The sequence below is a fragment of the Amycolatopsis sp. WQ 127309 genome, assembly GCF_023023025.1.
Classification (GTDB): domain Bacteria; phylum Actinomycetota; class Actinomycetes; order Mycobacteriales; family Pseudonocardiaceae; genus Amycolatopsis.
Genome location: NZ_CP095481.1, coordinates 10,251,948 through 10,273,222, shown reverse-complemented (window position 1 = coordinate 10,273,222; position 21,275 = coordinate 10,251,948). Strand labels below are relative to the sequence as shown.

Below are 21,275 nucleotides of genomic sequence, written 5' to 3'. Positions count from 1 at the left end.
GAGTACAACCCGGTACGAGGGCGCTCCGCCCGCACCGCCAGGAACCACCTGGATCACGAAGCCCATCGAGCAGACTTACAGGACACCGCCTAGGCTTCGCGCGGCTCGATGCGCTCGGTCAGTTGCTCGCTCCACGCCCGGATGGCCGCGGCCTGGGCGGGGCTGAGCGTGTCGAGGAAGTAGCGGCGGATGTTGCCGGCGTGCCCGGCGATCGCGTCCCGCGCGGCGCGGTCGCCCTCGGCGGTCAGCCCGACCCGCGTGCGGCGGCCGCCGGTCCCGGACTCCGTCCGCGCCACGAAACCGCGGTTCTCCATCCGGGTCAGCTGGTGCGAGACACGGCTCTTCTCCCAGTCGAGGGACGCGCAGAGCTCGCTGACGCGCAGTTCGTGGCCGGGCGCGCGCTGCAGGGTCAGCAGCACGCTGAACTCGGCCTTCGAAATGCCGGAGTCGCGTTGCAGGCCGCGGTCGAGCTCCTGGGTGAGCAGGCGCTGAGCCTGCGTCCAGGAGTGCCAGAACGCCCACTCGTCCGGGGTCAGCGACTCGGTCATGACGAAAGCGTACCCGAGAGTTGACGCGTCAACTACACGCGCCCTACAGTTGACGTATCAACTGAGCAAAGGGGAATCATGGGAACTCTGGTGCGCGGCGGCACGGTCATCAGCGTCGACCCGGCGATCGGCGACCTGCCGCGCGGGGACGTGCTCGTCGAGGACGGCCGGATCAGCGCCGTCGCCGAGCGGCTCGACGCGCCGGGCGCGGACGTGCTCGACGCGACCGGCATGCTCGTGCTGCCCGGTTTCGTCGACACCCACCGGCACACCTGGCAGGCGGTGTTCCGCGGGCTCGCCGCCGACTGGACGTTCGCCCGGTACGGCCCGGCGATGCACGGCTTGCTGCGCCCGCTCTACCGGCCCGAGGACGTGCTCGTCGGCACGCTGCTCGGCCGGCTCGAAGCGCTGCACTCGGGCGTCACCACGGTGCTGGACTGGTGCCACTGCACCGACACTCCCGCCCACGGCGACGCCGCGCTCGACGCCCTTCGCCAAGCGCCCGGGCGGAGCGTTTTCTGTTACGGCGCAGGTGTCGCCACCGACGGCCCGGTCGCCGCCGAACTCGCCCGGATGCGCGACCGGTGCCCCGGCGACGACGGGCTCGTGACGATGGCGGCCGGCCTGCGCGGTCCGCAGCGGACCGCCATCGAGACCACAGCCGCCGACGTCGCCGCGGCCCGCGACCTCGGGCTGCGGGTCAGCGTCCACGCGCACGTCCGCGCCGGGGCGACGGCGGGCCGCCGGCCGATCGCGGCGATGGGGGAGCACGGGCTGCTCGACGACCGGACGACGATCGTGCACGGCAACGGCCTGGACGACGACGAGCTGGCGATGCTGGCCGACGCGGGCTGCTCGGTGTCGATCAGCCCCGACGTCGAGCTGAAGATGGGCCTCGGCTGGCCGGAAACCGGCCGCGTGCTCGCCGCGGGCATCCGCCCGGCACTGTCCGTCGACAACTGCCCCACGGCCGGCGGCGACATGTTCTCGGCCATGCGCACCGCGCTCGGCGTGCAACGCGGCCTCGACACCGCGCACGGCCGGCCGCCGTCGCTGACCAGCCGTGACGTGCTGGAGTTCGCCACCGTCGACGGCGCCCGCGCCCTCGGGCTCGGCGACCGGACCGGCAGCATCACCCCGGGCAAGCAGGCCGACCTCGTGCTGCTGCGCGCCGACGACCTGACGCTCTTCCCGGTCAACCACCCGGCGGGCGCGATCCTGTCCGCCGGACATCCCGGGCTCGTCGACACCGTGCTCGTCGCCGGCGAAGTCGTCAAACGCGGCGGCGCGCTGGTCGGCGTCGACCTCGAAGAGCTGCGAGAACGCGCGTTGCGCTCCCGCGCCCGGATCGCCGCGGCCGCCGGCATCCCCCTCGACGGGTCGTGGCTTCCCGTATAACGCTCTATACCGTGGCGCGACTTCCGGGGGTTCCGGTGGGGAAAGCATTGCGGTACAACGGGAACCTGCCGATGAAGGGGAAAGCCGCATGCGGAACTGGGCCGGTCTCGTCGCCGCGGTGCTGCTGCTGGCCGCGGGGGCCGTCACCCCGGCGTACGCCGGCGAACCCGCGGGCACCGTCACCGACGTCCAGGTGACCGGGCCCGTCGCCCAGCGGTTCAACCTCGTCGTCCTCGGCGACGGCTACACCGCGGCCGAGCAGCCGAAGTTCCAGGCCGACGTCGCGCGGCACATGAACACGCTCTGGTCGCTCGAGCCGTTCAAGTCCTACCGCAGCTACTTCAACGTCTACGCCGTGTCGATCGCCTCGCCGGAGTCCGGTGTGGACTGTGACCCCGGGCTGGACGCGCCGCGGCGGAACACGCCGCTGAACATGGGGTTCTGGGGCGGGTGTGACGCCGGGAGCGTGCAGCGGCTGCTGACCGTCGACGACGCGGCCGCCCAGCGTTACGCCGACCTCGTGCCCGGCACGACCAAGGCCAACCGGCAGATCCTCGCGCTGGGCAACAGCACCACCTACGGCGGCGCGGGCGGCACCTACGCGACGGCGTCGGGCGGCAACGCGCTGTCGGCGCTCATCTCGCCGCACGAGCTGGGCCACTCGCTCGGCGGCCTCGACGACGAGTACGACTACTACGCGCGCGGCGTCCCGGGCGGGGCGTACGAAGGCGGCGAGCCCGCGTCGATCCACCACACCACGCTGACCGAGCCGCAGATGCGCGAGCAGCACGCGAAGTGGTACCGCTGGCTCGGCGAGCCCAGCGAGTCCGGCGGCACGATCGGGCGGTACGAAGGCGGGCTCTACACCCAGACCGGCGTGTGGCGGCCCAGCGCGCACTCGATGATGAAGACCCTCGGCTACGCCTACGACCAGGTCGGCCGCGAGCGGATGACCCAGCGGATCTCCGCGAAGGTGCCGTTGCTGGGCGACGGCACCCCGGCCGGGACGATCGGCGCCGACCGCGTCGTGTGGGTGCGCACGATGCACCCGGTCGATCACCGCCTCGACGTCACCTGGACCCTCGACGGCCGTCCCGTGCGTGGCTCCGACGCGCTCGACCTGCGCCACGTCCGCGTTTCGCCGGGCAAGCACACGCTGACGGCGAAGGTGACCGACCCGACGCCGTTCGTCCGCGACCCGGCGGCCCGGCCGACGGCGACGCGCACGTGGACCGTCGACACGACGGTGACCACCGCGCCGTCCGGCGGCCCCGCGGTCGTGGGGTCGACGCCGACTTCGCAGCCGGTCGGCGGGCACGACGTCGTCTACGTCGAAACCGGTGAGCCGACCGGCTCGATCCCTTCCGTGCGCTGGAAGCTCGACGGTCGTCCGGTCGCGAGCGGCCCCGACTTCGCCCTCGGCGAGTCCCGCGGCGCGCACACCCTCACCGCGACCACCGGCGGCACGACCCTGACCTGGGCGGTGGACGCGTCCGGCCCGACGACGACGGCCGAACTGCCGGCGGGCAAGGACCACGTCTTCCACGGCTCGTTCACGATGCGCCTGACGGCGTCCGACGGTTTGCCGGAGTTCCGCGTGGACGGCGACGGCTGGTACAAGTACTACGGCTGGCCGACGGACCCGAACGCGCCGTTCCTGTTCACGCCGCGGGGTACGGAGATCGACGGCCTGGCGTACGGCAACCTCGGCCCGGGCGGGCTGACGGTCTCGCCGTTCGCGCCCCGCACCCCGGGTTACGGCCGTCACCGCATCGAATACCGCTCGATCGACGCGGCGGGCAACGTCGGCCCGACGAAGTCGGTCACGGTGACGCTGCTGCCGTGACGCGCGTGCGTAAACCCGTTGGCGATCCACCGCGGCCGCTGCTACCGTCCCGGCAGCCGTGCCAGAGAACGAGGAGGTGGTACCCGTGACCGCAGTTACGACATGGGTGCTCCCCTCCGGGGTCACGGCCGGGCGATAAGTCGTCCGGGGAGCGCCGTTCAGCGCACTCCCGAAAGGCACGACCATGCACTTCACCTCAGAACAGCGCCTCGACGACGGCGTCCTCGAGCGCGAGTTCACCCTCGGCGAGATCCCCGGCATCCTGTGGACGCCCGAAACCACCGCCGCCCCGGTCCCGTTGATCCTGCTCGGCCACCCCGGCGGCCTGCGCAGGATGTACCCGCGCCTGGCGGCCCGGGCCCGGGCCGCCGTGGCTGAGGGCTACGCCGCGGCGACCATCGAGCTGCCCGGCAGCGGTGACCGGCCCCGGTTCACCGCCGTCGACGAGGCCCGCGCCGACCTGCAGCGGGCGCTGAAGGCCGGCGAGCCGGTCACCGGCGACATCGTCGACCGGCTCGTCCTCCCGCTGGTCGAGCGGGCGGTCCCGGAATGGCGGACCACCCTGGACGCCCTCCTCGCGCAGCCCGGGATCGGCGGCCCGGTCGGGTTTTCCGGCGGGGTGCTCGCGATCGCCATCCGGCTGGCGGTGGTCGAGCCACGCATCGCGGCCGCCGTGCTGTTCGCCGGGAGTTTCGTGCCCCGCAGCGTGGTCGAGGAGGCCCGTCAGGTCACCATCCCGCTGCTGGTCCTGCTGCAGTGGGACGACGAAGGCAACGACCGGCAGCTCGCCCTGGACGTGTTCGACGCCTTCGGCTCGAAGGAGAAGACGTTGCACGCCAACACGGGCGGGCACACCGGCGTCCCGGCGTTCGAGGGTGACGACGGGAACCGGTTCTTCGGCCGGCACCTGAGGTAAGGCGGCGGTTCAGCGTGGCCGGCCCGGCACTCCCGGCCGGGTCTGCCACGGCCGCGGCCCGTCGAGCGGCCGGTACTCGACGCCGAGCGCGTCCAGCCGCGGCAGGTGGTGGTCCCGCAGCCGCGGCAGGAACTCGGCGTAGTCGCGCGGCCCGCTGCTCCACGCCACCTCCGCGAACGCCGACAGCCGCGGGAACGCCATGTAGTCCACCCGCCGGACGCTGTCCAGGTGCTCGCTCCACACCTGCGCCTGCACACCCCGCAGGCGCGGTCCGCTCAACGCCGGTTCGTAGGCGTAGACGTCCTCCAGTGTGTGCACCATGCCGACCGGGATCGGCTCGTCCGGGTGCGCGGACTGGCGGTGGTCCAGGTACACGTGCTGCTCGGGGCACATGACGACGTCGTGCCCGGCCGCGGCGGCCTGCCGGCCCGCGGTCTCGTTCTGCCAGGAGCCGATCACCATCGGGGGCAGGCCGCCGATGTCGAGGACCTCGTCCCAGCCCATCGGCGTCCGGCCGCGCGCCACCAGGTGCTCGGCCAGTAGCCGGACGAACTCGCGGTGCTCGTCGGTCGCGCCCGGCGTCTCGTCGCCGCCCAGGGCGATCACCGGGGACGGGAAGATCTCCAGCAGGTGGTCGAACACCTGGCGGAAGAAGTCCAAAGTGGACTCCTTCGGCGAGAGCAGCGAAGTGCTGATGCCCCAGGCGGTCCAGATCTCGTAGGACGCCTCGGTGCCCAGCTCCGGGTACGCCGCCAGTGCTGCGCGCGCGTGGCCGGGGATGTCGATCTCCGGGACCACGGTGATCGCCCGCTCGGCGGCGTAGGCCACGATCTCCCGCAGGTCGTCGCCGGTGTAGAACCCGCCGTGCGGCCGGCCGTCCTGCGCGCCCCCGCTGCCCGCCATCGACGACGGCCGCCAGCCGCCCACCGACGTCAGCTTGGGAAATGAAGGGACCTCGAAGCGCCAGCCCTGGTCGTCGGTCAGGTGCAGGTTCAGCACGTTCAGCTTGTGCGCGGCCAGCAGGTCGACGAACCGCAGCACCTCGGCCTTGGTCCGGAAGTGCCGGGCGACGTCGAGCAGGCAGCCGCGCCAGCCGAAGCGCGGGTGGTCCTCGACCACTCCGCACGGCAGCGAGAGTTCCCGGCCGAGCGAAGCCGCGCGGAACGCGTCCGGCCCCACGAGCTGGCGCAACGTCTGCCGCCCGTAGACCTCCCCGGCCGCGTCACCGCAGGACAACACGACGCCGTCCGGCGAGATCTCCAGCCGGTAGCCCTCGGCGGGCAGGTCCGCCGGCCGCACCTCGACCGGCGCGGGCCACGGGCACGAACCCGCGGCGGGCGTCACCGAAACCGGGCGGGGGAGCAAGGTGGCAAAAGACATGTCAGCCCTTCACGGCGCCGGCCATGCCGGACACCAGCCGTCGTTGGACGAGGACGAAGAACACCAGCACCGGCACGGTCATCAGCGTCGAGGACGCCATCACCGCGCCCCAGTCGGTGTCCTCCGGCTTGAAGAACACCAGGATCGCCTGCGGCAGCGTCTGGTTCTCGGTCTTGGAGATGATGAACGTCTTGGCGAAGAGGAAGTCGTTCCACGCGTGGATGAACGCCAGCACGCTCACTGCGACCAGTCCGGGCGCGACCAGCGGGAACAGGATCTGCCAGGTGAACCGCATCCGGGACGCGCCGTCGAGCTTGGCCGCCTCCTCCAGCTCCACCGGCACCGCCGCGACGAACCCGCGCAGCATCCAGATCGCGAACGGCAGGCTGAAGGCCAGGTGGACCAGCACCAGCGAACCCAGCTCGTTCAGCCCGAACGCCGGCGCCACGCCGCCGATCTGGCGCATCAGGAAGAACAACGGAATGGTCAGCGCCTCCACCGGCACCATCTGCGCGACCAGGATCATCACCAGCAGCACGGTCCGGCCCTTGAACGAGAACCGCGTCAGCGCGACCGCCGAGAGGAACGACAGCAGCAGCGACAGCACCACGACGACCAGGGCCACCACCAGGCTGTTCAGGAAGAACCGCCCGAAGCCCGACACCGTGAGCACGCGGGTGAAGCTGTCGAACGACGGGCTGAACGTCCACGGTTTCGGGTTCGCCGACTGGATCTCGCCCGGCGGCTTGAACGCCGAGAGCAGCATCCAGTACAGCGGGAACGCCACGATCCCGGCGATCACGACCGTGACGATCTCGGCGATCAGCCGGCCCGGACGGCGGACGCGGCGGACGCGCCGGCTCGTGATCACAGCCATGCCGCGCTCCGGCGCTGCGAGCGGACGTAGAGCCCGGTGACCGACAGCAGCAACAGCGTCATGACGACTCCGATCGCCGAGCCGAGGCCGTATTCCTGCCCGGCGAAGGCCTGTTGGTAGGCGTAGACGTTGAGGACCAGGTTGCGTCCGGCGACGCCGCCGCCGTTGGTCATCACGTAGATCTGGGTGAACACCTTGAAGTCCCAGATGATCGACTGGACGGTCGCGATCACCAGCAGTGGCCGCACCATCGGCAGGACGATCGACCGCGTCGAGCGCCAGGCCGACGCGCCGTCGAGCGACGCGGCCTCCAGGACCTCGTCCGGGATGCCCTTGATCCCGGCGTACATCGTCACCATGACGAACGGGAACGAGCACCAGACGACCTCGGCGGCGACCAGGCCGAACGCGCCGATCGTGCCGAACGTCCAGGAGTGGTGCTCGAACGGCAGCCCGATCCCCGAGAGCACCTCGTTGACCAGCCCGAAGTCGGTGTCGAAGAGGAACAGCCAGACGTAGGAGCCGGCCATCGCCGGGGTCGACCACGCGCCGAGCGCGGCGAGGAACAGCAGCATCCGGGGGAGCGCGCGCACCCGGCTCGCCAGGACCGCGAGCCCGGTGCCGACGAGGAGACTGCCGAGCACGCAGGCCGCGGCGAACCCGACCGTGTTGCCGAGCACCGTCCAGAACTGCACCTGCGACAGCAGGTCGGCGTAGTTCGCGAAACCGAGGAACACCAGCGGCGCGTTGCCCGCGGCCTGCGGCTGGCCGTAGTCGTAGAACGAGATCAGGACCAGTTCGTAGATCGGGTACGCGAGCAGCGCGGCGAGCAGGACGCCCGCGGGCAGCAGGTACAGGATCGCGGCCCGGCCGTCCCGCCGCCGCCGTCGCGGCGCCTTGGCGGGCGCCGCGACAACCGGACGGGTTTGCTGGGCGACCACTACCCGAAGGCCTTGTCCATCGCGGCGGCGGCGTCGGTCAGCGCGGCGGCCGGGTCCTTGCCGCCGGTGGCGATCTGCTGCACGGCGGTCGGCAGCACGTTCTGGCTGTCGATCTTGGACCACGCCGGCGTCGCCGGGACGAACTTCGTGCCCGCCTTGAGGGTGTCGACGAACGGCTTGAGGAACGGGTCGTTCGCGGCCAGCTTCTGCTGCACGGAGCTCAGCGTCGGCAGGTTGCCCATCGCCGTGTACATCTTCTCCTGGTACTTCGCGCCGCCGAGCAGCTCGATGAACTCCAGCGCCAGGCCTCGGTGCTTGCTCGCGTTGAACACGCCCAGCAGGTTGCCGCCGGCGAACGCCGGGGCGACGCTGCCCGCCGTGGTGCCCGGGATCGGCACGACGGCGTACTTGCCCTTCACCGCGCCCTGGTCGACGGCCTTGCGGTTGAAGTCGCCGCCGACGGTCATCCCGGCCTTGCCGCCCGCGAACGCCGTGACGCTCTGCGTGCCGGTCAGGTTCGCGCACTGCGCGGGCGGGCAGATGTCGTCCTTGAGCAGGTCGGCGTACTGGGTGACGCCGGACCTGGCCTGCTCACCGGTGACCGTCGACTTCCACTTGCCGTCGCTCTCCTGCGCCAGCTCACCGCCGTTGGCCCAGAGGAACGGCAGCATCGCGTAGGTGTACTTGCCGCCGACGGAGATGCCGTACAGGTCCGGCTTCGCGGCGCGGATCTTGCGCGCGTCCTCGGTGAGCTCGGCGAGCGTCGTCGGCGGCTTGAGGCCCAGCTCGGTGAAGACGTCGGTGCGGTAGTACAACGCGCGGACGCCGGTGTACCAGGGCAGGCCGTAGGTCTTGCCGCCGGACTTCGCCGTGTCCACGACGGTCGGGATGAGGTCCTTGCCCTCGCTCCACGCCGCGAGGTCGCCGGTCAGGTCGGCGAGCGCGCCGGTGGCGGCGTAGTTGGAGACGTCGGTGTTGCCGAACTCGGCGACGTCCGGCGCGTTGGCCGGGTCGTTGAAGGCGCCGGAGAACTTGTCGGCGCGACCCTCGACCGGCACCCACTGGACGTCCACCTCGACGCCGGAGTGCGCGGCCTTGAACTCGGCGATCGCGTCCTTGACCGCCGCCTCCTTCGGCGCGCGGCTGGCCTCGTCGAACAGCCAGACGCGGACGGTGCCGGTCTTGTCGTCCGCGCCGGCGCCCGCGGGCGCGGACTGGGTGGGGGCGCAGCCGGCCAGCAAAGCCAGGCCGGCGACGACGGGCAGGGTGCGGCGCAGTCTCATGGGGTCCCTCCAGTGGGTGCGCTCGTGAGTGGTCAGGGCGGTTGGAACCGCCCTGACCACTCACGAGGCTGGTGCTCAGACGAAGTAAGTGGAGTTGACGCTGCCGACGGCCAGGCTGCCGGCGACCGCGCCGGGCAGGCCGGTCGCCGGGTCGCGCGGCAGCCAGGTGACGGTGCCGGAACGCTGGTTCGCGACGTAGAACCAGGCTTCGGCGGGATCGAGGGACACGTGCCGCGGCCAGTTGCCGCCACTGGACACAGTGGACACCAGCTTGAGCGTGGCGCCGCCGCCGGAGACGGCGAACGTGGCCAGGGTGTTGGGCCCGCGCACGGTGGCGTGGACGAACTTCCCGTCGCGCGACACGACGATCTCGCCCGGGTACAGGTCGCCGGTGCTGCCCGCCGGCACGGCCGGGACGACCGACAGCGCCTTGAGCGTGCCGGCCGCCGCGTCCCAGCTCGCCACCGTGATCTCGGGCCGCAGCTCCTGCACGATGTAGGCGAACTTCCCGGTGGGGTCGAACGCCAGGTGCCGCGGCCCGGCGCCGGTGGGCAGCTTCAGCTGCTGGTGCTGCGAAAGCTTCCCGGTGGCGACGTCGAGTGAGTAGACGTACACCGAGTCCGCGCCGAGGTCGACCGAGAGCACCCAGCGCCCGCTCGGGTCGTTGACGACCTGGTGCGCGTTCGGCGCGCGGTCGGATCCCTGGTGCTGAGCCAGATCCGTGGCCGCGCCGAGCTTCCCGCCCGTCAGGATCGGCAGCACGACGACGCTGCCGGTGCCGTAGTTGGCCGCCAGCACGTACTTCCCGCTCGAGTGCACGCTCAGGTGCGTCGGCGCGCTGCCCTTCGTCGAAACCTTGTTGAGCAGCTTCGGGTTCGTGACGTCGGTGATGTTCAGCGCCGAGACGAACCCGTTCGGGTCGCCCTCGTTGGTGACGTACAGCGTCTTGCCGTCGGCGCTGCGGCCGAACCAGGACGTGTCGCTGATCCCCGGCACCGTGCGGACCTGGGTCAGCGCGGCACCGGAACGGCTCGTGACGTCCAGGCCGTGGCCGTCGGCTCCGGTGGTGTAACTGCCGACGTACACAGTGGCTCCGGCGGTGCAGACCTGCGCGGCGGCGGACGCGAACTGCGCGCCCAGGACGGTGGCGGCGCCGGCGGCACCGGCCGCGCCGAGGAACGTGCGACGGGAAAGCTCGGCCATCGTGGTGTCTCCCAAGGGTATCGGTGACGGCGAACGTGGCGGCGTATCGGTCCAGTGTAGTGGAAATTCCGCTGTGGTCTAGACCACAAGCATGGCCAGTGCGGCGACCGCGAAGCCCGACACCGAAAGCACGGTCTCCAGCGCGGTCCACGTCTTCAGCGTCTCCGGCACGGTCATCCCGAAGTAGCGCGAGACGATCCAGAACCCGCCGTCGTTGACGTGCGAGGCGATGATCGACCCGGCCGAGATGGCCACGACGATGAGCGCCAGCTGCGCCTGGGAGTAGTGCAGCTCGGCGACGGTCGGCGCGACGATGCCACTCGTGGTCACGATGGCCACGGTCGCGGATCCCTGGGCGATCCGCATGCCGCAGCTGATCACGTACGAGGCGAGGATCACCGGCAGGCCGGCGTCCCCCAGCGACTTGGCGACGGCGGTGCCGATGCCGGTGGCCGAGAGCACCGCGCCGAAGAACGCGCCCGCGCCGACGACCAGCAGGATCATCGCGACCGGCCGCAGCGCCGCGGCGGACAGCTCGCCGAGCTGCTTGCCGTTGATCCCGCGCCGGTGCCCGAGCAGCCACGACGCCAGCAGCACCGCGATGGTCAGCGCGACCGCGGGCGTCCCGATGAACGCGGCGACCCCGGCCAGCGTCGAGCCCTTGGGCAGCCAGATGCTGCCGAACGTGCCCGCCAGGATCAGCACCAGCGGCACCGCGATGATGCCGCCGACCAGGCCGAGCGACGGCGGGTTCTCGTGCTCGTCGTCGGCGCCGCCCAGGTCCGCGAACTCCTCGGGGATCTTGATGTCGATCTTCTTGCCGATCCACGTCGAGTACAGGATGCCGCCGACGAACCACGCCGGGATGCCGCAGATGGCCCCCATCAGGATGATCCAGCCGAGGTCGACGTGCAGCAGCCCGGCGGCCGCGACCGGCCCGGGGTGCGGCGGCAGGAACGCGTGCGTGATCGACAGGCCGGCCAGCAGCGGCAGGGCGTAGAGCACCAGCGAGCGGCCGCCCTGCTTAGCAGCGGCGTAGACCAGCGGCGCGAGCACGAAGATGCCGATGTCGAAGAACACCGGGATGCCGAAGATCAGGCCCGACACGCCCATCGCCAGCGGCGCGCGCTTCTCGCCGAACGCCCGCAGCAGCGACGACGTCAGCACGCGGGCGCCGCCGGACTTCTCCAGGATCGACCCGAGCAGGGTGCCGAGCCCGATGATCGCGGTGATGTGCCCGAGGATGCTGCCGAACCCCTTCTCCAGCAAGGAGTCCGACGTCTTCTGCGCGGTGCCGACCAGGGTGCCGACCGGCAGGCCGGCGGCCAGCGCGGTGAGCAGGCTGACCACGATCAGGGCGATGAACGGCTCGACCTTGACCTTGATGATCAGCAGCAACAGCAGGGCGATCGAGACGGCGGCGAGGGTGAGGAGCCCGCCCGTGGTGTGTTGCAGCCAGTGGATCATCGGGTTCTCCCGGGATTGCGCAGGGATCGGCCGGCGAGGGCGCCGGTGGGACGGCCGTCGTCGAGGGCGGCGACGCCGTTGACGAACACGTGCGTGATGCCCGCGGCGGCCTGCCGCGGGTCGTCGAAGGTCGCGGTGTCGGTGACCGCGTCCGGGTCGAACAGCACCAGGTCCGCGGCGTAGCCGGCGCGGACGAGCCCGCGGTCGGTCAGCCGCAGCCGCCGCGCGGCCCGCCCGGTGAGGTGGGCGACGCACTCGGCGAGGTCCAGCACGCCCAGTTCACGGACGTACCGGGCCAGGTAACGGGGGAACGTGCCCCAGGCCCGCGGGTGCGGGCGGGCGCCGACGAGCAGGCCGTCGCTGCCGCCGGTGTGCGTCCGGTGGCGCATGATCGCCTGGACGTTCTCCTCGTGCCCGACGTGCATCAGGCACGACGTGCCGAGGCGCTCGTCGAGCAGCGTGTCGAAGTACAGTGCCGCCGGTTCGCTGCCCGCGGCGCGCGCCGAACCGGCGACACTGTGCCCCACCAGGTGGGCGTTGTGGTCGTTGCGGACGCCGTTGATCTCGATGGCGTCCCAGTCGATCGGGACGCCGTGCGCCCCGTCCGAACCGGACTCTTCGATCTCCGCCCGGATCCGTTCCCGGGTGTCCACATCGGACAGCCGGGCCAGGGTGGCGTCGAGCCCGCCCTCGGTGGCCCAGCTCGGCAGCAGCGCGGACAGGTAGGTCGCGCCCGGCAGGTACGGGTAGGTGTCGAGGGTGACGTCGCAGCCGTCGTCGAGCGCCTCGTCCAGCAGCTGCAGCAGGTCGGGCGCTTTGCCCTTGTTCACCGAGAAGTTCATCGTCGCGTGCGCCAGGTGCAGCGGGCAGCCCGACCGCCGGGAGACGTCGATCATCTCGGCGAACGCTTCGAGGGCGCCCTTGCCGTAGCTGCGGTGGTGCGGGCTGTAGAAGCCGCCACCCTCGCCGACCACGCGGCACAGCTCGACCAGCTCACCGGTGTCCGCGTACATCCCCGGCGTGTAGGTGAGGCCCGACGACATCCCCATCGCGCCCTCGGCCAGGCCGGTCGCGACGAGCTCCTTCATCCGCGTCAGCTCGGCGTCGGTGGCCGGCCGGTCGTCCCAGCCGACGGCGAGCATCCGCACGGTGCCCTGCGGCACGAGGTAGGCGGCGTTGACGGCGACGCCCTGGTCCAGGCGGTCGAGGTACTCGCCGACCGAGCGCCAGTTCCAGTCGAAGCCCGCCGGGTCGTCGTTCCAGCCCGCGAGCTGCTGGCGCAGCGCCGCGAGGACGACGTCGTCGACCGGGGCGTAGGACAGCCCGTCCTGGCCGAGCACCTCGGTGGTGACGCCTTGGGTGATCTTGGCCGGGTGGTCCGGGTTGGCCAGCAGCTGCAGGTCGGAGTGCGAATGCATGTCGATGAACCCGGGCGCGAGGACCAGGCCGTCGGCGTCGATGTTCCGGTTCCCGGCCAGCGAACCGGCTTCCGCGACGCTCGCGATCCGGCCGCCGGTGACGCCGACGTCGTGGCGCGTGAGCGCGTCCCCGGTGCCGTCGGCGACCAGTGCGCCGCGCAGGACGACGTCCATCAGAACCACGTCCGGACGAGGTCGACGACGGTTTCGCCGTCGGCCGCCGTCACCGGCAGGAGCGGCCACTTGTCGAACACCGTGCACGGGTGCGAGAGGCCGAGCCCGATCCAGTCGCCGACCTCGACCGGCGATCCCGCCGGCAGCGTGAGGAAGGCGTGCTGGTCGTTCATCTTCGCGATGACGTGGCCTTCGAGCGGTTCCGCGGGGCCACGCGGGGTGCGGCGCAGCTGCGGTTCCGGCATGCCTTCGTCGAAGGACGCGTCCCGCTTGCCGATGGTCAGCAGCGCCAGGGTGTCCGACGGCTTCGACGTCACCTGGGCCCAGGCGTGCAGTGCGGGCCGGAAGGACTCGACGCCGTCGATGCGCGGGTGCTCGCCGAGCGGGGAGATCTCGCGGTAGAAGCCGTCGTCGTGGGTGATGTAGGCGCCGCTGCGCAGCACCGGGAGCACGTCGAGACCGTCGGGCCACGGCTTGGTGAGCTCGTTCGCGACCTGGTCGAAGTAGGCGCTGCCGCCGGCGGTGACGATGATCTGGCCGTTGAGGAGACCCTTGTCCGCGAAGGTGATCGCGAGCTCGCGCAGACCGTCCACGTAGGAGCTGATCTTGGCGAGGGCGGCGTCGTCGGTGTCGTGCGAGAGCGCGCCTTCGTAACCGCCGGTGCCGCGCAGCCGCAGCGCCGGGCTGGCGTGCACGGCTTCCGCGACGGCCAGCGCGGTCGCCGTGTCGCGGACGCCGGTGCGGCCGCCGTCGGCGCCCAGTTCGAGCAGGACGTCCACCGGCCGGCTCGTGCCTTCGAGGGCTTCGGTCATCAGCTCGACGCCGCGGACCGAGTCCACCCAGCAGATGAACTCGAACGTGGGGTCGGCCTTGAGTTCTTCCGCCAGCCAGCGCAGGCCGCCGGGGTCGAGCAGCTGGTTGGCCAGCAGGATCCGCGAGACGCCGAACGCGCGGTAGATGCGCAGGTGCCCGGCGTTGGCGCAGGTGATGCCCCAGGCGCCGTGCTCGATCTGGCGGGCGAACAGCTGCGGGGCCATCGTCGTCTTGCCGTGCGGGGCGAGGACGACACCGCGGGCGGCGCACCAGGCGGCCATCGTCCGCAGGTTGTGTTCGAGGGCTTCGTCGTCGAGCACCACGAAGGGTGCGAAGAACCCGTCGGTGAACAGGTTGAGCCGCCGGTCCGCGGCCTCGCCCAGCGTGAGCCCGGTCAGGGCGGGCGCGGCCGAGCGGAACCGCCAGTCGACGCGCTCCTGGCGGAGGGCGTCGAGCGCGGCGGTGTCGATCGAGCAAGGGGCGGGTGTGTTCATCGGCGGCGACCTCGGTTGCGTATGTTGCAACGACTGTTGCGCATTTTGAGTGCCATAGGTGTAGCATCCGGGTCGCCACAGGTCAACGGGGTGAAGGACAGGGGAGACGGAAAGTGACAAGCGGGCCCGAAGTGCTCTGTGTCGGCGAGACGATGGCGCTGTTCGTGCCCGCCGAACCCGGCCCGCCGGACGAGGTGCGCCGGTGGACGCGCACCATCGGCGGCGCCGAGTCGAACGTGGCCTGTCACCTGCCCGCGCTCGGCGTCCCGAGCGGCTGGGTGAGCGCGGTCGGCGACGACCCGTTCGGCCACGCGATGCTGCGCGAGATCGCGGCGGCCGGCGTCGACGTCAGCGCGTGTTCGGTCGACCCGGTGCGCCCCACCGGCCTCTACGTCAAGGAAAGCGGCGCCGGCGGCAGCCCCGTGCGCTACTACCGCGCCGGCTCCGCGGCCTCCGGCATGGGCCCTTCGCTGCTGGATCGGCTCGACCTCGACGGCGTCCGCGTGTTGCACCTGTCCGGGATCACCCCGGCGCTGTCCGACAGCTGCCTCGCGCTGGTGCGCGCGCTGCTGGACGCGCCCCGCGGCGACCGGCTCGTCTCCTTCGACGTCAACCTGCGGCCCGCGCTGTGGGCCGGCCGCGACCCCCGTCTGCTCGCGGAACTGGCCGGCCAGGCCGACATCGTCCTGACCGGCGACGACGAAGCCCAGCACGTGTGGGGGACCGGCGACCCGGTTTCGCTGCGGGCCCTCCTGCCGGGCCCGCGCACGCTGGTCGTCAAACACGGCGAGCGCGGGGCGACCCTCGTCGAAGGCGAGCCGCTGTTCGCGCCCGCGTTGCGCGTCGACGTCGTCGAGCCGGTCGGCGCCGGGGACGCGTTCGCCGCGGGTTTCCTCGCCGCGACCCTGCGCGGCGCCGCGCCCCTGGAACGGCTCCGGCGCGGGCACCTGCAGGCCGCCGCCACCCTGCTCACCCACGACGACGTCGGCGTACCGCTGCCGCGCACGGTCGTGGATACCCTGCTGAACGCGGACCCGGACGAGTGGCGTTCGGCCAGGCTGACGGGAGAGGGGGTTCTCGCTTGAGTCAAAGTCTGGACCGCGCGCTGACGCTGCTGAACTCGATCGCGCAGGACGCGCGCACCCTCGACGACCTCGCCGAGGAGATCGGCGTCCACAAGTCGACGGTGCTGCGCCTGCTGCGCACCCTGGAGCAGCACCACTTCGTCCGCCGCGAGGGCACCCGCTACTACCGGCTCGGCAGCGCGATGTTCGACCTCGCGAACCAAGCCCTCGACTCGATCGACGTCCGGCGCAGCGCCCAGCCCGCGCTGGCCGCGCTCAACGCCCGCACCGGGCACACCGTGCACCTGGCCAGCTACGACGACGGCGAAGTCGTCTACATCGACAAGTACGAGGGCCGCCACTCGGTGCGGATGTACTCCCGCGTCGGCAAGCGCGCGCCGCTGCACTGCACCGCCGTCGGGAAGGTCCTGGTCGCCGCGATGCCTTCCGCGAAACGCGAGGAGATCGCCCGGTCCATGGAGTACCCGGTGCTGACGCCGAACACGATCACCACGCCGGAGGACTACCTCGCCGAGCTGGATCGGGTCGCGCAGCTCGGGTACGCCGTCGACAACGCCGAGCACGAGGACTTCATCCACTGCGTCGCGGCGCCGGTGCGCGGCGCGGACGGCGAAGTGCTGGCCGCGGCGTCGATGTCGGTGCCGAAGGTGCTGCTCGACTACGAAGGCCTGCTCGCGCTGGTCCCGGACCTGCGGGCCGCGACGAACGAAGCTTCCGTCCACAGTGGATGGACGGGGAACGGAAAGGGGCACTGATGAGCAAGACGGCAGTTTCCACCGAGAACGCGCCGAAGCCGCCGGCGAAGTTCTCGCAGGCCGTCCGCAAGGGAAACCTGCTGCAGGTCGCGGGCCAGGTGGCCTTCGACCCGGCCACGAACGAGATCGTCGGCGACGACGTCGCGGGCCAGACCCGCCAGACGTTCAAGAACATCGAAGCCGTGCTCAAGGAGGCGGGTTCGAGCCTCGCTGACGCGATCATGGTGCGCGTCTACCTCACCGACACCGCGCACTTCGCGCCGTTCAACGAGGTCTACAACGAGCTCATCGGCGAAGGCCCGCACGCCGCCCGCACGACGGTGTACGTCGGCCTCCCGGGCGCACTGCTCGTCGAGATCGACGTGCTCTGCGTGCTGGACTGAGGTCGTCCCTGGGGCCGGCTTCCCGGCCCCAGGGATCAGCCGAGGACGCTCGTGTAGCCGTTGATCGCGGGCTGCCCGCCGAGGTGGGCGTAGAGCACGTTCGAGCCGCGTTCTATCTCACCCCGGCCGACCAGGTCGATGAGTCCCGCCATGGACTTCCCTTCGTACACCGGGTCGGTGATCATCCCCTCCAGCCGGGCGCACGTCTCGATGGCGTCCACAGTGGACGCGTCGGGGATGCCGTAGATCCCGGCGTGGTACCGGTCGTCCAGCTCGACGTCCGCGATCTCGCCCGCGCCGATCAGCTCCGCGGTGGCGCGCGCGATCCGCGTGACCTGCTCGCGGGTTTCGTCCGGCTTGGCGGAGGCGTCGATGCCCAGGATGCGCCGGGGTTTGCCTAGCGCGGTCCCGGCGACCATCCCGCCCTGGGTGCTGCCGGTGACCGAGCAGACGATCACGGTGTCGAAGAAGACGCCGAGCTGCTCTTCCTGCGCTTCCAGCTCGACGATCCAGTTGGCGAAGCCGAGCCCGCCGAGCCGGTGGTCCGACGCACCGGCCGGGATGGCGTACGGCTTCCCGCCGCCGGCCTCGATCTCGGCGACGGCGTCCTCCCAGGCCTGCTTGAACCCGATGCCGAAACCGGCGTCGACCAGCCGGACGTCCGCGCCGAGGATCCGCGAGAGCTGGATGTTGCCGACCTTGTCGTAGAGCGGATCGTGCCAGTCGACCCAGCTTTCCTGCACCAGCACGGCCTTCAGCCCGGCACGCGCCGCGGCGGCCGCGACCTGCCGGGTGTGGTTGGACTGGACACCGCCGATCGAGACGAGCGTGTCGGCGCCTTCTTTCAGGGCGTCGGCGACGAGGTACTCCAGCTTGCGCGTCTTGTTGCCGCCGTACGCGAGCCCGGAGTTGACGTCCTCACGCTTGGCCCAGACCTGCGCGCCGCCGAGGTGGGCCGTGAGCCGCTCCAGGGGATGCACCGGCGACGGCCCGAAGAGCAACGGGAAGCGCGGGAAGTCGGCGAGGGTCATCGGTCCTCCAGCAGGTCGGTCCAGATGGTCGAGATCACGGAGACGGCGGTGTCGGTGTCGCGCTTCTCGAGGGCGTCGATGAGCCGCGTGTGGCGTTCCACCGAGTTCCAGGCGAGCGCCGAGCTGAACCGCGCGTGTTCGAGCCGGCGCAGCAGCGGCGTGTACCGGTCGAGAGTGGCGGCCACGGCGGCGTTCCCGGCCAGCCGCACGGGAACATCGTGCAGCTCGTCGTCAGCCTTGACGGCGGCGGCGACGTCACCGGCTTCGATCGCCGCGGCAAAGCGATCGTTGGCCGCCCGCATCACGGCGACGTCGTCCCGGCCGACCTTCGCCACAGCCTGCCGGACGGCGAACTCGTGCAGCAGCCGGACGATCTCCCGGGCGTCGAGGACGTCGGGGGACATCACTTCGGAGACCCGGGTGTAGCTCTGGGGTTTGGAGTCGACGAGCCCGTCGTCGGCCAGCCGCAACAGGGCTTGGCGGATGGGGGCTCTCGACAGGCCGAGCTGATCGGCCAGATCGGCGTCGCGCAGCGGCGCACCGGGCGGCAGCGAGCCATCGACGATGGCGTGACGGATGCGGTCGTACGCCTCGTCTCGCAGTAATGGGCGACTGACCTTCGAGAGACTCACATCTAACATGTTAGATGTTATGAGGCTCGTCCGGCAACTATTTCGAGCTTGAAGCCATCCCTGGCGCCGGGCGCTTAGCGTCGGTGCCGGGTGCCGGGTGCCGGGTGCCGGGTGCCGGGTGCCGGGTGCCGGGTGCCGGCGCGGTGCCGGTGCTGAATGCGGGTGCTGGCGCGGGGTGCTGGATGCGGGGTGCTGGCGCGGCGCGGGGCTGGTGCCGGATGCGGTGCTGGCGCGGCGCGGGTGCCGGTGCCGGATGCGGTGCGCGGTGTTGGCGTGGGGTGCTGGATGCGGGTGCGGCGCGCGGTGTTGGCGTGGTGCCGGTGCCGGTGCCGGTGCCGGTGCCGATGCCGATGCGGGGGTGCTGGTGCGGTGCGTGTGCGGGTGCTGGATGCGGGTGCGGTGCTGGCGTGGTGCTGGTGTTGGTGCACCGGTGGTGCGGGTCGCGGTCGGCGAGCCAGACCCAGCGGGACACCGGAGCATCGCGGTGCGCTTCCGCCGCGATGTCTCCATCCGCCCGTGACGTCTCCAGTCGCCCGCGGGTCCCCGCCCGCCATGCCGCCAGTCGTCCGCGATGCCCACGGGTGCCGGACGCTTGTCCACAGGTGCCCCGTGATGTGGACAACCGAGCCCAGACCGCCGCCTTTTCCGGGTCCTGTCGGGCACCCCCGGTAAACTGGACTTGGGGACGCCCCCCGGAGAGGGCGGGGGCTGTTCTTTGGGCGGGGCCGCCGGGAAGTGCGGTCAGTAAACGGGGCCGGTGTACTTCTCGCCGGGGCCCTGACCGGGGGCGTCCGGCACGGCCGACGCCTCGCGGAAGGCCTTCTGGAGCGACTGCAGACCGTCGCGCAGCGGGCCGGCGTGCAGGCCGAGGTACTCGGCGGACGCGGTGATGAGCCCGGCGAGCGCGGTGATCAGGCGGCGCGCCTCGTCGAGGTCGCGGTGCGGCGAGTTGTCCGGGTCGGCGTCGGCGAGGCCGAGGCGTTCGGCCCCGGCCGACAGCAGCATGACGGCCGCGCGGCTGATCACCTCCACGCTGGGGATGTCCTCCAGGTGGCGGGCTTCGGGGGAATACGGGGGCGGTGCGGAGGGTTGATCTGACACGTCTGGTACTCTTCCACCTGCGACCAGCTCCCGAGCGATCGGGGGCGGCAAGTGGAGCCCCGCTCCCACCCGCGTCACCGTTCAGGTGTCCGGGTCCGGTCTCGCCCGGACTGCAAGTCCAGGGTGAAGTACCCGGCTTAGCGGCCGGATGCGATCGGAAACAGAGTGGGCCCCGCGCACCGAAATGGTGTCGGGGCCTTCGCTATGTGGGCACCAGGTCGAAACGAGAACAGGAAACATTCCTCGGACCAAGGAGGCCCCATCAGCTCCGAGACACGCATCAACGACCGAATCCGGGTGCCGGAGGTCCGACTCGTCGGACCCGCCGGCGAACAGGTCGGCATCGTCCGGATCGAAGATGCGCTGCGCCTGGCGCAAGAGAACGATCTCGACCTCGTCGAGGTCGCGCCGCAGGCCCGCCCGCCGGTGTGCAAGCTCATGGACTTCGGCAAGTTCAAGTACGAGAGCGCGCAGAAGGCCCGCGAGTCGCGTCGCAACCAGCAGCTGACCGTCATCAAGGAACAGAAGCTGCGCCCCAAGATCGATCAGCACGACTACGAGACCAAGAAGGGTCACGTGTCGCGCTTCCTGGCGGCGGGCAACAAGGTCAAGGTCACGATCATGTTCCGCGGTCGCGAGCAGTCCCGGCCGGAGCTCGGCTACCGGCTGCTGCAGAAGCTCGCCGAAGACGTCACGGAGCTCGGCTTCGTCGAGTCGTCGGCCAAGCAGGACGGTCGCAACATGATCATGGTGCTGGCCCCGCACAAGAACGTGAAGCCGAAGGCCAAGGTCGAGCCGGTTCCCGAATCGGTCCCCGAGGCGTAAGGCGCCGACCAGCACATGTCAGCGGCTCACCGGAGTCTCCGGTGAGCCGCCGCACGAAAGAGGACTGAAATGCCGAAGATGAAGACCCACAGCGGCACGTCCAAGCGCGTCCGCGTCACGGGCACGGGCAAGCTGCGCCGTCAGAAGGCCGGCCGCCGGCACCTGATGGAGAAGAAGTCCAACCGCCTCACGCGCCGGCTCGAGGGCACCACCGAGATCGCCAAGCCCGACACCGGTCGCGTCAAGCGCCTCCTCGGCCGCTGACCACCGACTTGCTCTAACCACCCGGGGCGCCCCTTCGCCCCCTGAGATCGACAGGATGGACCCGTGGCACGCGTCAAGCGGGCGGTCAACGCCCAGAAGAAGCGTCGCGCAACTCTCGAACTGGCCAGCGGCTACCGCGGCCAGCGTTCGCGGCTGTACCGCAAGGCCAAGGAGCAGACGCTTCACTCGCTCAACTACGCCTACCGGGACCGTCGTGCCCGCAAGGGTGACTTCCGTCGCCTGTGGGTCACCCGCATCAACGCGGCCGCCCGCGAGAACGGCGTGACCTACAACCGGTTCATCCAGGGCATCAAGGCCGCGGGTGTCGAGGTCGACCGCAAGATCCTCGCGGACCTCGCCGTCAACGACGCCGTCGCCTTCACCGCGCTGGCCGAGCTCGCCAAGGCCAACGTGAACACCGAAGCGAAGTCGGCCTGACCG

General features: G+C 71.2%; 21 protein-coding genes. 9 read left to right on the top strand and 12 right to left on the bottom strand.

Translation table 11 applies throughout. The features are described from left to right. Positions 1-89: 89 nt before the first annotated feature. Positions 90-548, bottom strand: coding sequence for a MarR family winged helix-turn-helix transcriptional regulator (locus MUY22_RS45235; protein WP_247054073.1), 459 nt, complete (start codon positions 546-548; stop codon positions 90-92). Positions 549-626: 78 nt separating this feature from the next. Here MUY22_RS45235 and MUY22_RS45230 point away from each other — a divergent pair, with 78 nt between their 5' ends. The 3 genes from MUY22_RS45230 (at position 627) to MUY22_RS45220 (ending at position 4,708) form a co-directional block, all read left to right on the top strand. Further along, entirely contained in the window at positions 627-1,946 is a 1,320-nt protein-coding gene (locus tag MUY22_RS45230) for an amidohydrolase family protein (RefSeq protein ID WP_247054070.1), read from the top strand. A gap of 88 nt (positions 1,947-2,034) precedes the next feature. Then, a complete protein-coding gene (locus tag MUY22_RS45225) occupies positions 2,035-3,792 on the top strand; it encodes a M64 family metallopeptidase (RefSeq protein WP_247054068.1) in 1,758 nt (585 codons plus the stop codon). Positions 3,793-3,976: 184 nt separating this feature from the next. After that, positions 3,977-4,708, top strand: a complete 732-nt coding sequence (locus MUY22_RS45220; RefSeq protein ID WP_247054066.1) for an alpha/beta hydrolase — start codon at positions 3,977-3,979, stop codon at positions 4,706-4,708. 9 nt (positions 4,709-4,717) lie between these two features. Here MUY22_RS45220 and MUY22_RS45215 read toward each other — a convergent pair whose 3' ends face one another. The 8 genes from MUY22_RS45215 to MUY22_RS45180 form a co-directional block, all read right to left on the bottom strand. Continuing rightward, on the bottom strand, positions 4,718-6,088 hold the full coding sequence (locus tag MUY22_RS45215) for a beta-N-acetylhexosaminidase (RefSeq protein ID WP_247054064.1): 1,371 nt from the start codon (positions 6,086-6,088) through the stop codon (positions 4,718-4,720). A 1-nt stretch (position 6,089) separates the two neighbouring features. After that, entirely contained in the window at positions 6,090-6,965 is an 876-nt protein-coding gene (locus MUY22_RS45210; protein ID WP_247054062.1) for a carbohydrate ABC transporter permease, read from the bottom strand. Beyond that, a complete protein-coding gene (locus MUY22_RS45205) occupies positions 6,956-7,906 on the bottom strand; it encodes a carbohydrate ABC transporter permease (RefSeq protein WP_247054060.1) in 951 nt (316 codons plus the stop codon). Before MUY22_RS45205 ends, MUY22_RS45210 begins: the two co-directional genes overlap by 10 nt. Next, on the bottom strand, positions 7,906-9,189 hold the full coding sequence (locus MUY22_RS45200; RefSeq protein ID WP_247054058.1) for an extracellular solute-binding protein: 1,284 nt from the start codon (positions 9,187-9,189) through the stop codon (positions 7,906-7,908). Before MUY22_RS45200 ends, MUY22_RS45205 begins: the two co-directional genes overlap by 1 nt. Before the next feature lie 75 nt (positions 9,190-9,264). Then, positions 9,265-10,392, bottom strand: a complete 1,128-nt coding sequence (locus tag MUY22_RS45195; protein WP_247054055.1) for a lactonase family protein — start codon at positions 10,390-10,392, stop codon at positions 9,265-9,267. Between the two features lie 78 nt (positions 10,393-10,470). After that, positions 10,471-11,859, bottom strand: coding sequence for a GntP family permease (locus MUY22_RS45190; protein ID WP_247054053.1), 1,389 nt, complete (start codon positions 11,857-11,859; stop codon positions 10,471-10,473). Then, the gene (locus MUY22_RS45185) at positions 11,856-13,451 is read right to left on the bottom strand and encodes an amidohydrolase family protein (protein WP_247054051.1); all 1,596 of its coding nucleotides are present in this window, start codon (positions 13,449-13,451) and stop codon (positions 11,856-11,858) included. The genes MUY22_RS45190 and MUY22_RS45185 overlap by 4 nt, the downstream gene beginning before the upstream one ends. Next, a complete protein-coding gene (locus MUY22_RS45180) occupies positions 13,451-14,758 on the bottom strand; it encodes an amino acid deaminase (protein ID WP_247054049.1) in 1,308 nt (435 codons plus the stop codon). The genes MUY22_RS45185 and MUY22_RS45180 overlap by 1 nt, the downstream gene beginning before the upstream one ends. A 113-nt stretch (positions 14,759-14,871) precedes the next feature. Here MUY22_RS45180 and MUY22_RS45175 point away from each other — a divergent pair, with 113 nt between their 5' ends. The 3 genes from MUY22_RS45175 to MUY22_RS45165 are packed head-to-tail and all read left to right on the top strand — an operon-like array spanning position 14,872 to position 16,981. After that, positions 14,872-15,843: a sugar kinase gene (locus tag MUY22_RS45175; protein WP_256475144.1), complete on the top strand. Its 972-nt coding sequence runs from the start codon at positions 14,872-14,874 to the stop codon at positions 15,841-15,843. Beyond that, positions 15,840-16,598: an IclR family transcriptional regulator gene (locus MUY22_RS45170; RefSeq protein WP_247054046.1), complete on the top strand. Its 759-nt coding sequence runs from the start codon at positions 15,840-15,842 to the stop codon at positions 16,596-16,598. The genes MUY22_RS45175 and MUY22_RS45170 overlap by 4 nt, the downstream gene beginning before the upstream one ends. After that, positions 16,598-16,981: a RidA family protein gene (locus MUY22_RS45165; protein WP_247054044.1), complete on the top strand. Its 384-nt coding sequence runs from the start codon at positions 16,598-16,600 to the stop codon at positions 16,979-16,981. Before MUY22_RS45170 ends, MUY22_RS45165 begins: the two co-directional genes overlap by 1 nt. A gap of 35 nt (positions 16,982-17,016) precedes the next feature. On the opposite strand, the gene MUY22_RS45160 is transcribed toward MUY22_RS45165, so the two are convergent. From MUY22_RS45160 to MUY22_RS45150, 3 genes are all read right to left on the bottom strand, one after another. Then, positions 17,017-18,012, bottom strand: coding sequence for a 1-aminocyclopropane-1-carboxylate deaminase (locus tag MUY22_RS45160; protein ID WP_247054042.1), 996 nt, complete (start codon positions 18,010-18,012; stop codon positions 17,017-17,019). After that, positions 18,009-18,653 (bottom strand): GntR family transcriptional regulator, encoded by a 645-nt coding sequence (locus MUY22_RS45155; RefSeq protein WP_247054040.1) that lies wholly within the window; start codon positions 18,651-18,653, stop codon positions 18,009-18,011. Before MUY22_RS45155 ends, MUY22_RS45160 begins: the two co-directional genes overlap by 4 nt. 732 nt (positions 18,654-19,385) lie before the next feature. After that, positions 19,386-19,745, bottom strand: coding sequence for a DUF1844 domain-containing protein (locus MUY22_RS45150; RefSeq protein WP_247054038.1), 360 nt, complete (start codon positions 19,743-19,745; stop codon positions 19,386-19,388). 204 nt (positions 19,746-19,949) lie between these two features. Here MUY22_RS45150 and infC point away from each other — a divergent pair, with 204 nt between their 5' ends. From infC to rplT, 3 genes are all read left to right on the top strand, one after another. Further along, on the top strand, positions 19,950-20,570 hold the full coding sequence (gene infC / locus MUY22_RS45145) for a translation initiation factor IF-3 (protein ID WP_247064421.1): 621 nt from the start codon (positions 19,950-19,952) through the stop codon (positions 20,568-20,570). Between the two features lie 69 nt (positions 20,571-20,639). Next, the gene (gene rpmI, locus MUY22_RS45140) at positions 20,640-20,834 is read left to right on the top strand and encodes a 50S ribosomal protein L35 (protein ID WP_247054035.1); all 195 of its coding nucleotides are present in this window, start codon (positions 20,640-20,642) and stop codon (positions 20,832-20,834) included. A gap of 63 nt (positions 20,835-20,897) precedes the next feature. Then, positions 20,898-21,272, top strand: coding sequence for a 50S ribosomal protein L20 (gene rplT / locus MUY22_RS45135; protein ID WP_247054033.1), 375 nt, complete (start codon positions 20,898-20,900; stop codon positions 21,270-21,272). Positions 21,273-21,275 lie beyond the last annotated feature (3 nt).

Coding starts and splice junctions, on each gene's coding strand:
- MUY22_RS45215 (WP_247054064.1), bottom strand. CDS start 6,088: ATGTCTTTTGCCACCTTGCTCCCCCGCCCGGTTTCGGTGACGCCCGCC.
- MUY22_RS45160 (WP_247054042.1), bottom strand. CDS start 18,012: ATGACCCTCGCCGACTTCCCGCGCTTCCCGTTGCTCTTCGGGCCGTCG.
- MUY22_RS45225 (WP_247054068.1), top strand. CDS start 2,035: ATGCGGAACTGGGCCGGTCTCGTCGCCGCGGTGCTGCTGCTGGCCGCG.
- MUY22_RS45220 (WP_247054066.1), top strand. CDS start 3,977: ATGCACTTCACCTCAGAACAGCGCCTCGACGACGGCGTCCTCGAGCGC.
- MUY22_RS45235 (WP_247054073.1), bottom strand. CDS start 548: ATGACCGAGTCGCTGACCCCGGACGAGTGGGCGTTCTGGCACTCCTGG.
- MUY22_RS45210 (WP_247054062.1), bottom strand. CDS start 6,965: ATGGCTGTGATCACGAGCCGGCGCGTCCGCCGCGTCCGCCGTCCGGGC.
- MUY22_RS45155 (WP_247054040.1), bottom strand. CDS start 18,653: ATGTTAGATGTGAGTCTCTCGAAGGTCAGTCGCCCATTACTGCGAGAC.
- rpmI (WP_247054035.1), top strand. CDS start 20,640: ATGCCGAAGATGAAGACCCACAGCGGCACGTCCAAGCGCGTCCGCGTC.
- MUY22_RS45180 (WP_247054049.1), bottom strand. CDS start 14,758: ATGAACACACCCGCCCCTTGCTCGATCGACACCGCCGCGCTCGACGCC.
- MUY22_RS45165 (WP_247054044.1), top strand. CDS start 16,598: ATGAGCAAGACGGCAGTTTCCACCGAGAACGCGCCGAAGCCGCCGGCG.
- MUY22_RS45230 (WP_247054070.1), top strand. CDS start 627: ATGGGAACTCTGGTGCGCGGCGGCACGGTCATCAGCGTCGACCCGGCG.
- MUY22_RS45185 (WP_247054051.1), bottom strand. CDS start 13,451: ATGGACGTCGTCCTGCGCGGCGCACTGGTCGCCGACGGCACCGGGGAC.
- infC (WP_247064421.1), top strand. CDS start 19,950: ATGTGGGCACCAGGTCGAAACGAGAACAGGAAACATTCCTCGGACCAA.
- MUY22_RS45200 (WP_247054058.1), bottom strand. CDS start 9,189: ATGAGACTGCGCCGCACCCTGCCCGTCGTCGCCGGCCTGGCTTTGCTG.
- MUY22_RS45190 (WP_247054053.1), bottom strand. CDS start 11,859: ATGATCCACTGGCTGCAACACACCACGGGCGGGCTCCTCACCCTCGCC.
- MUY22_RS45195 (WP_247054055.1), bottom strand. CDS start 10,392: ATGGCCGAGCTTTCCCGTCGCACGTTCCTCGGCGCGGCCGGTGCCGCC.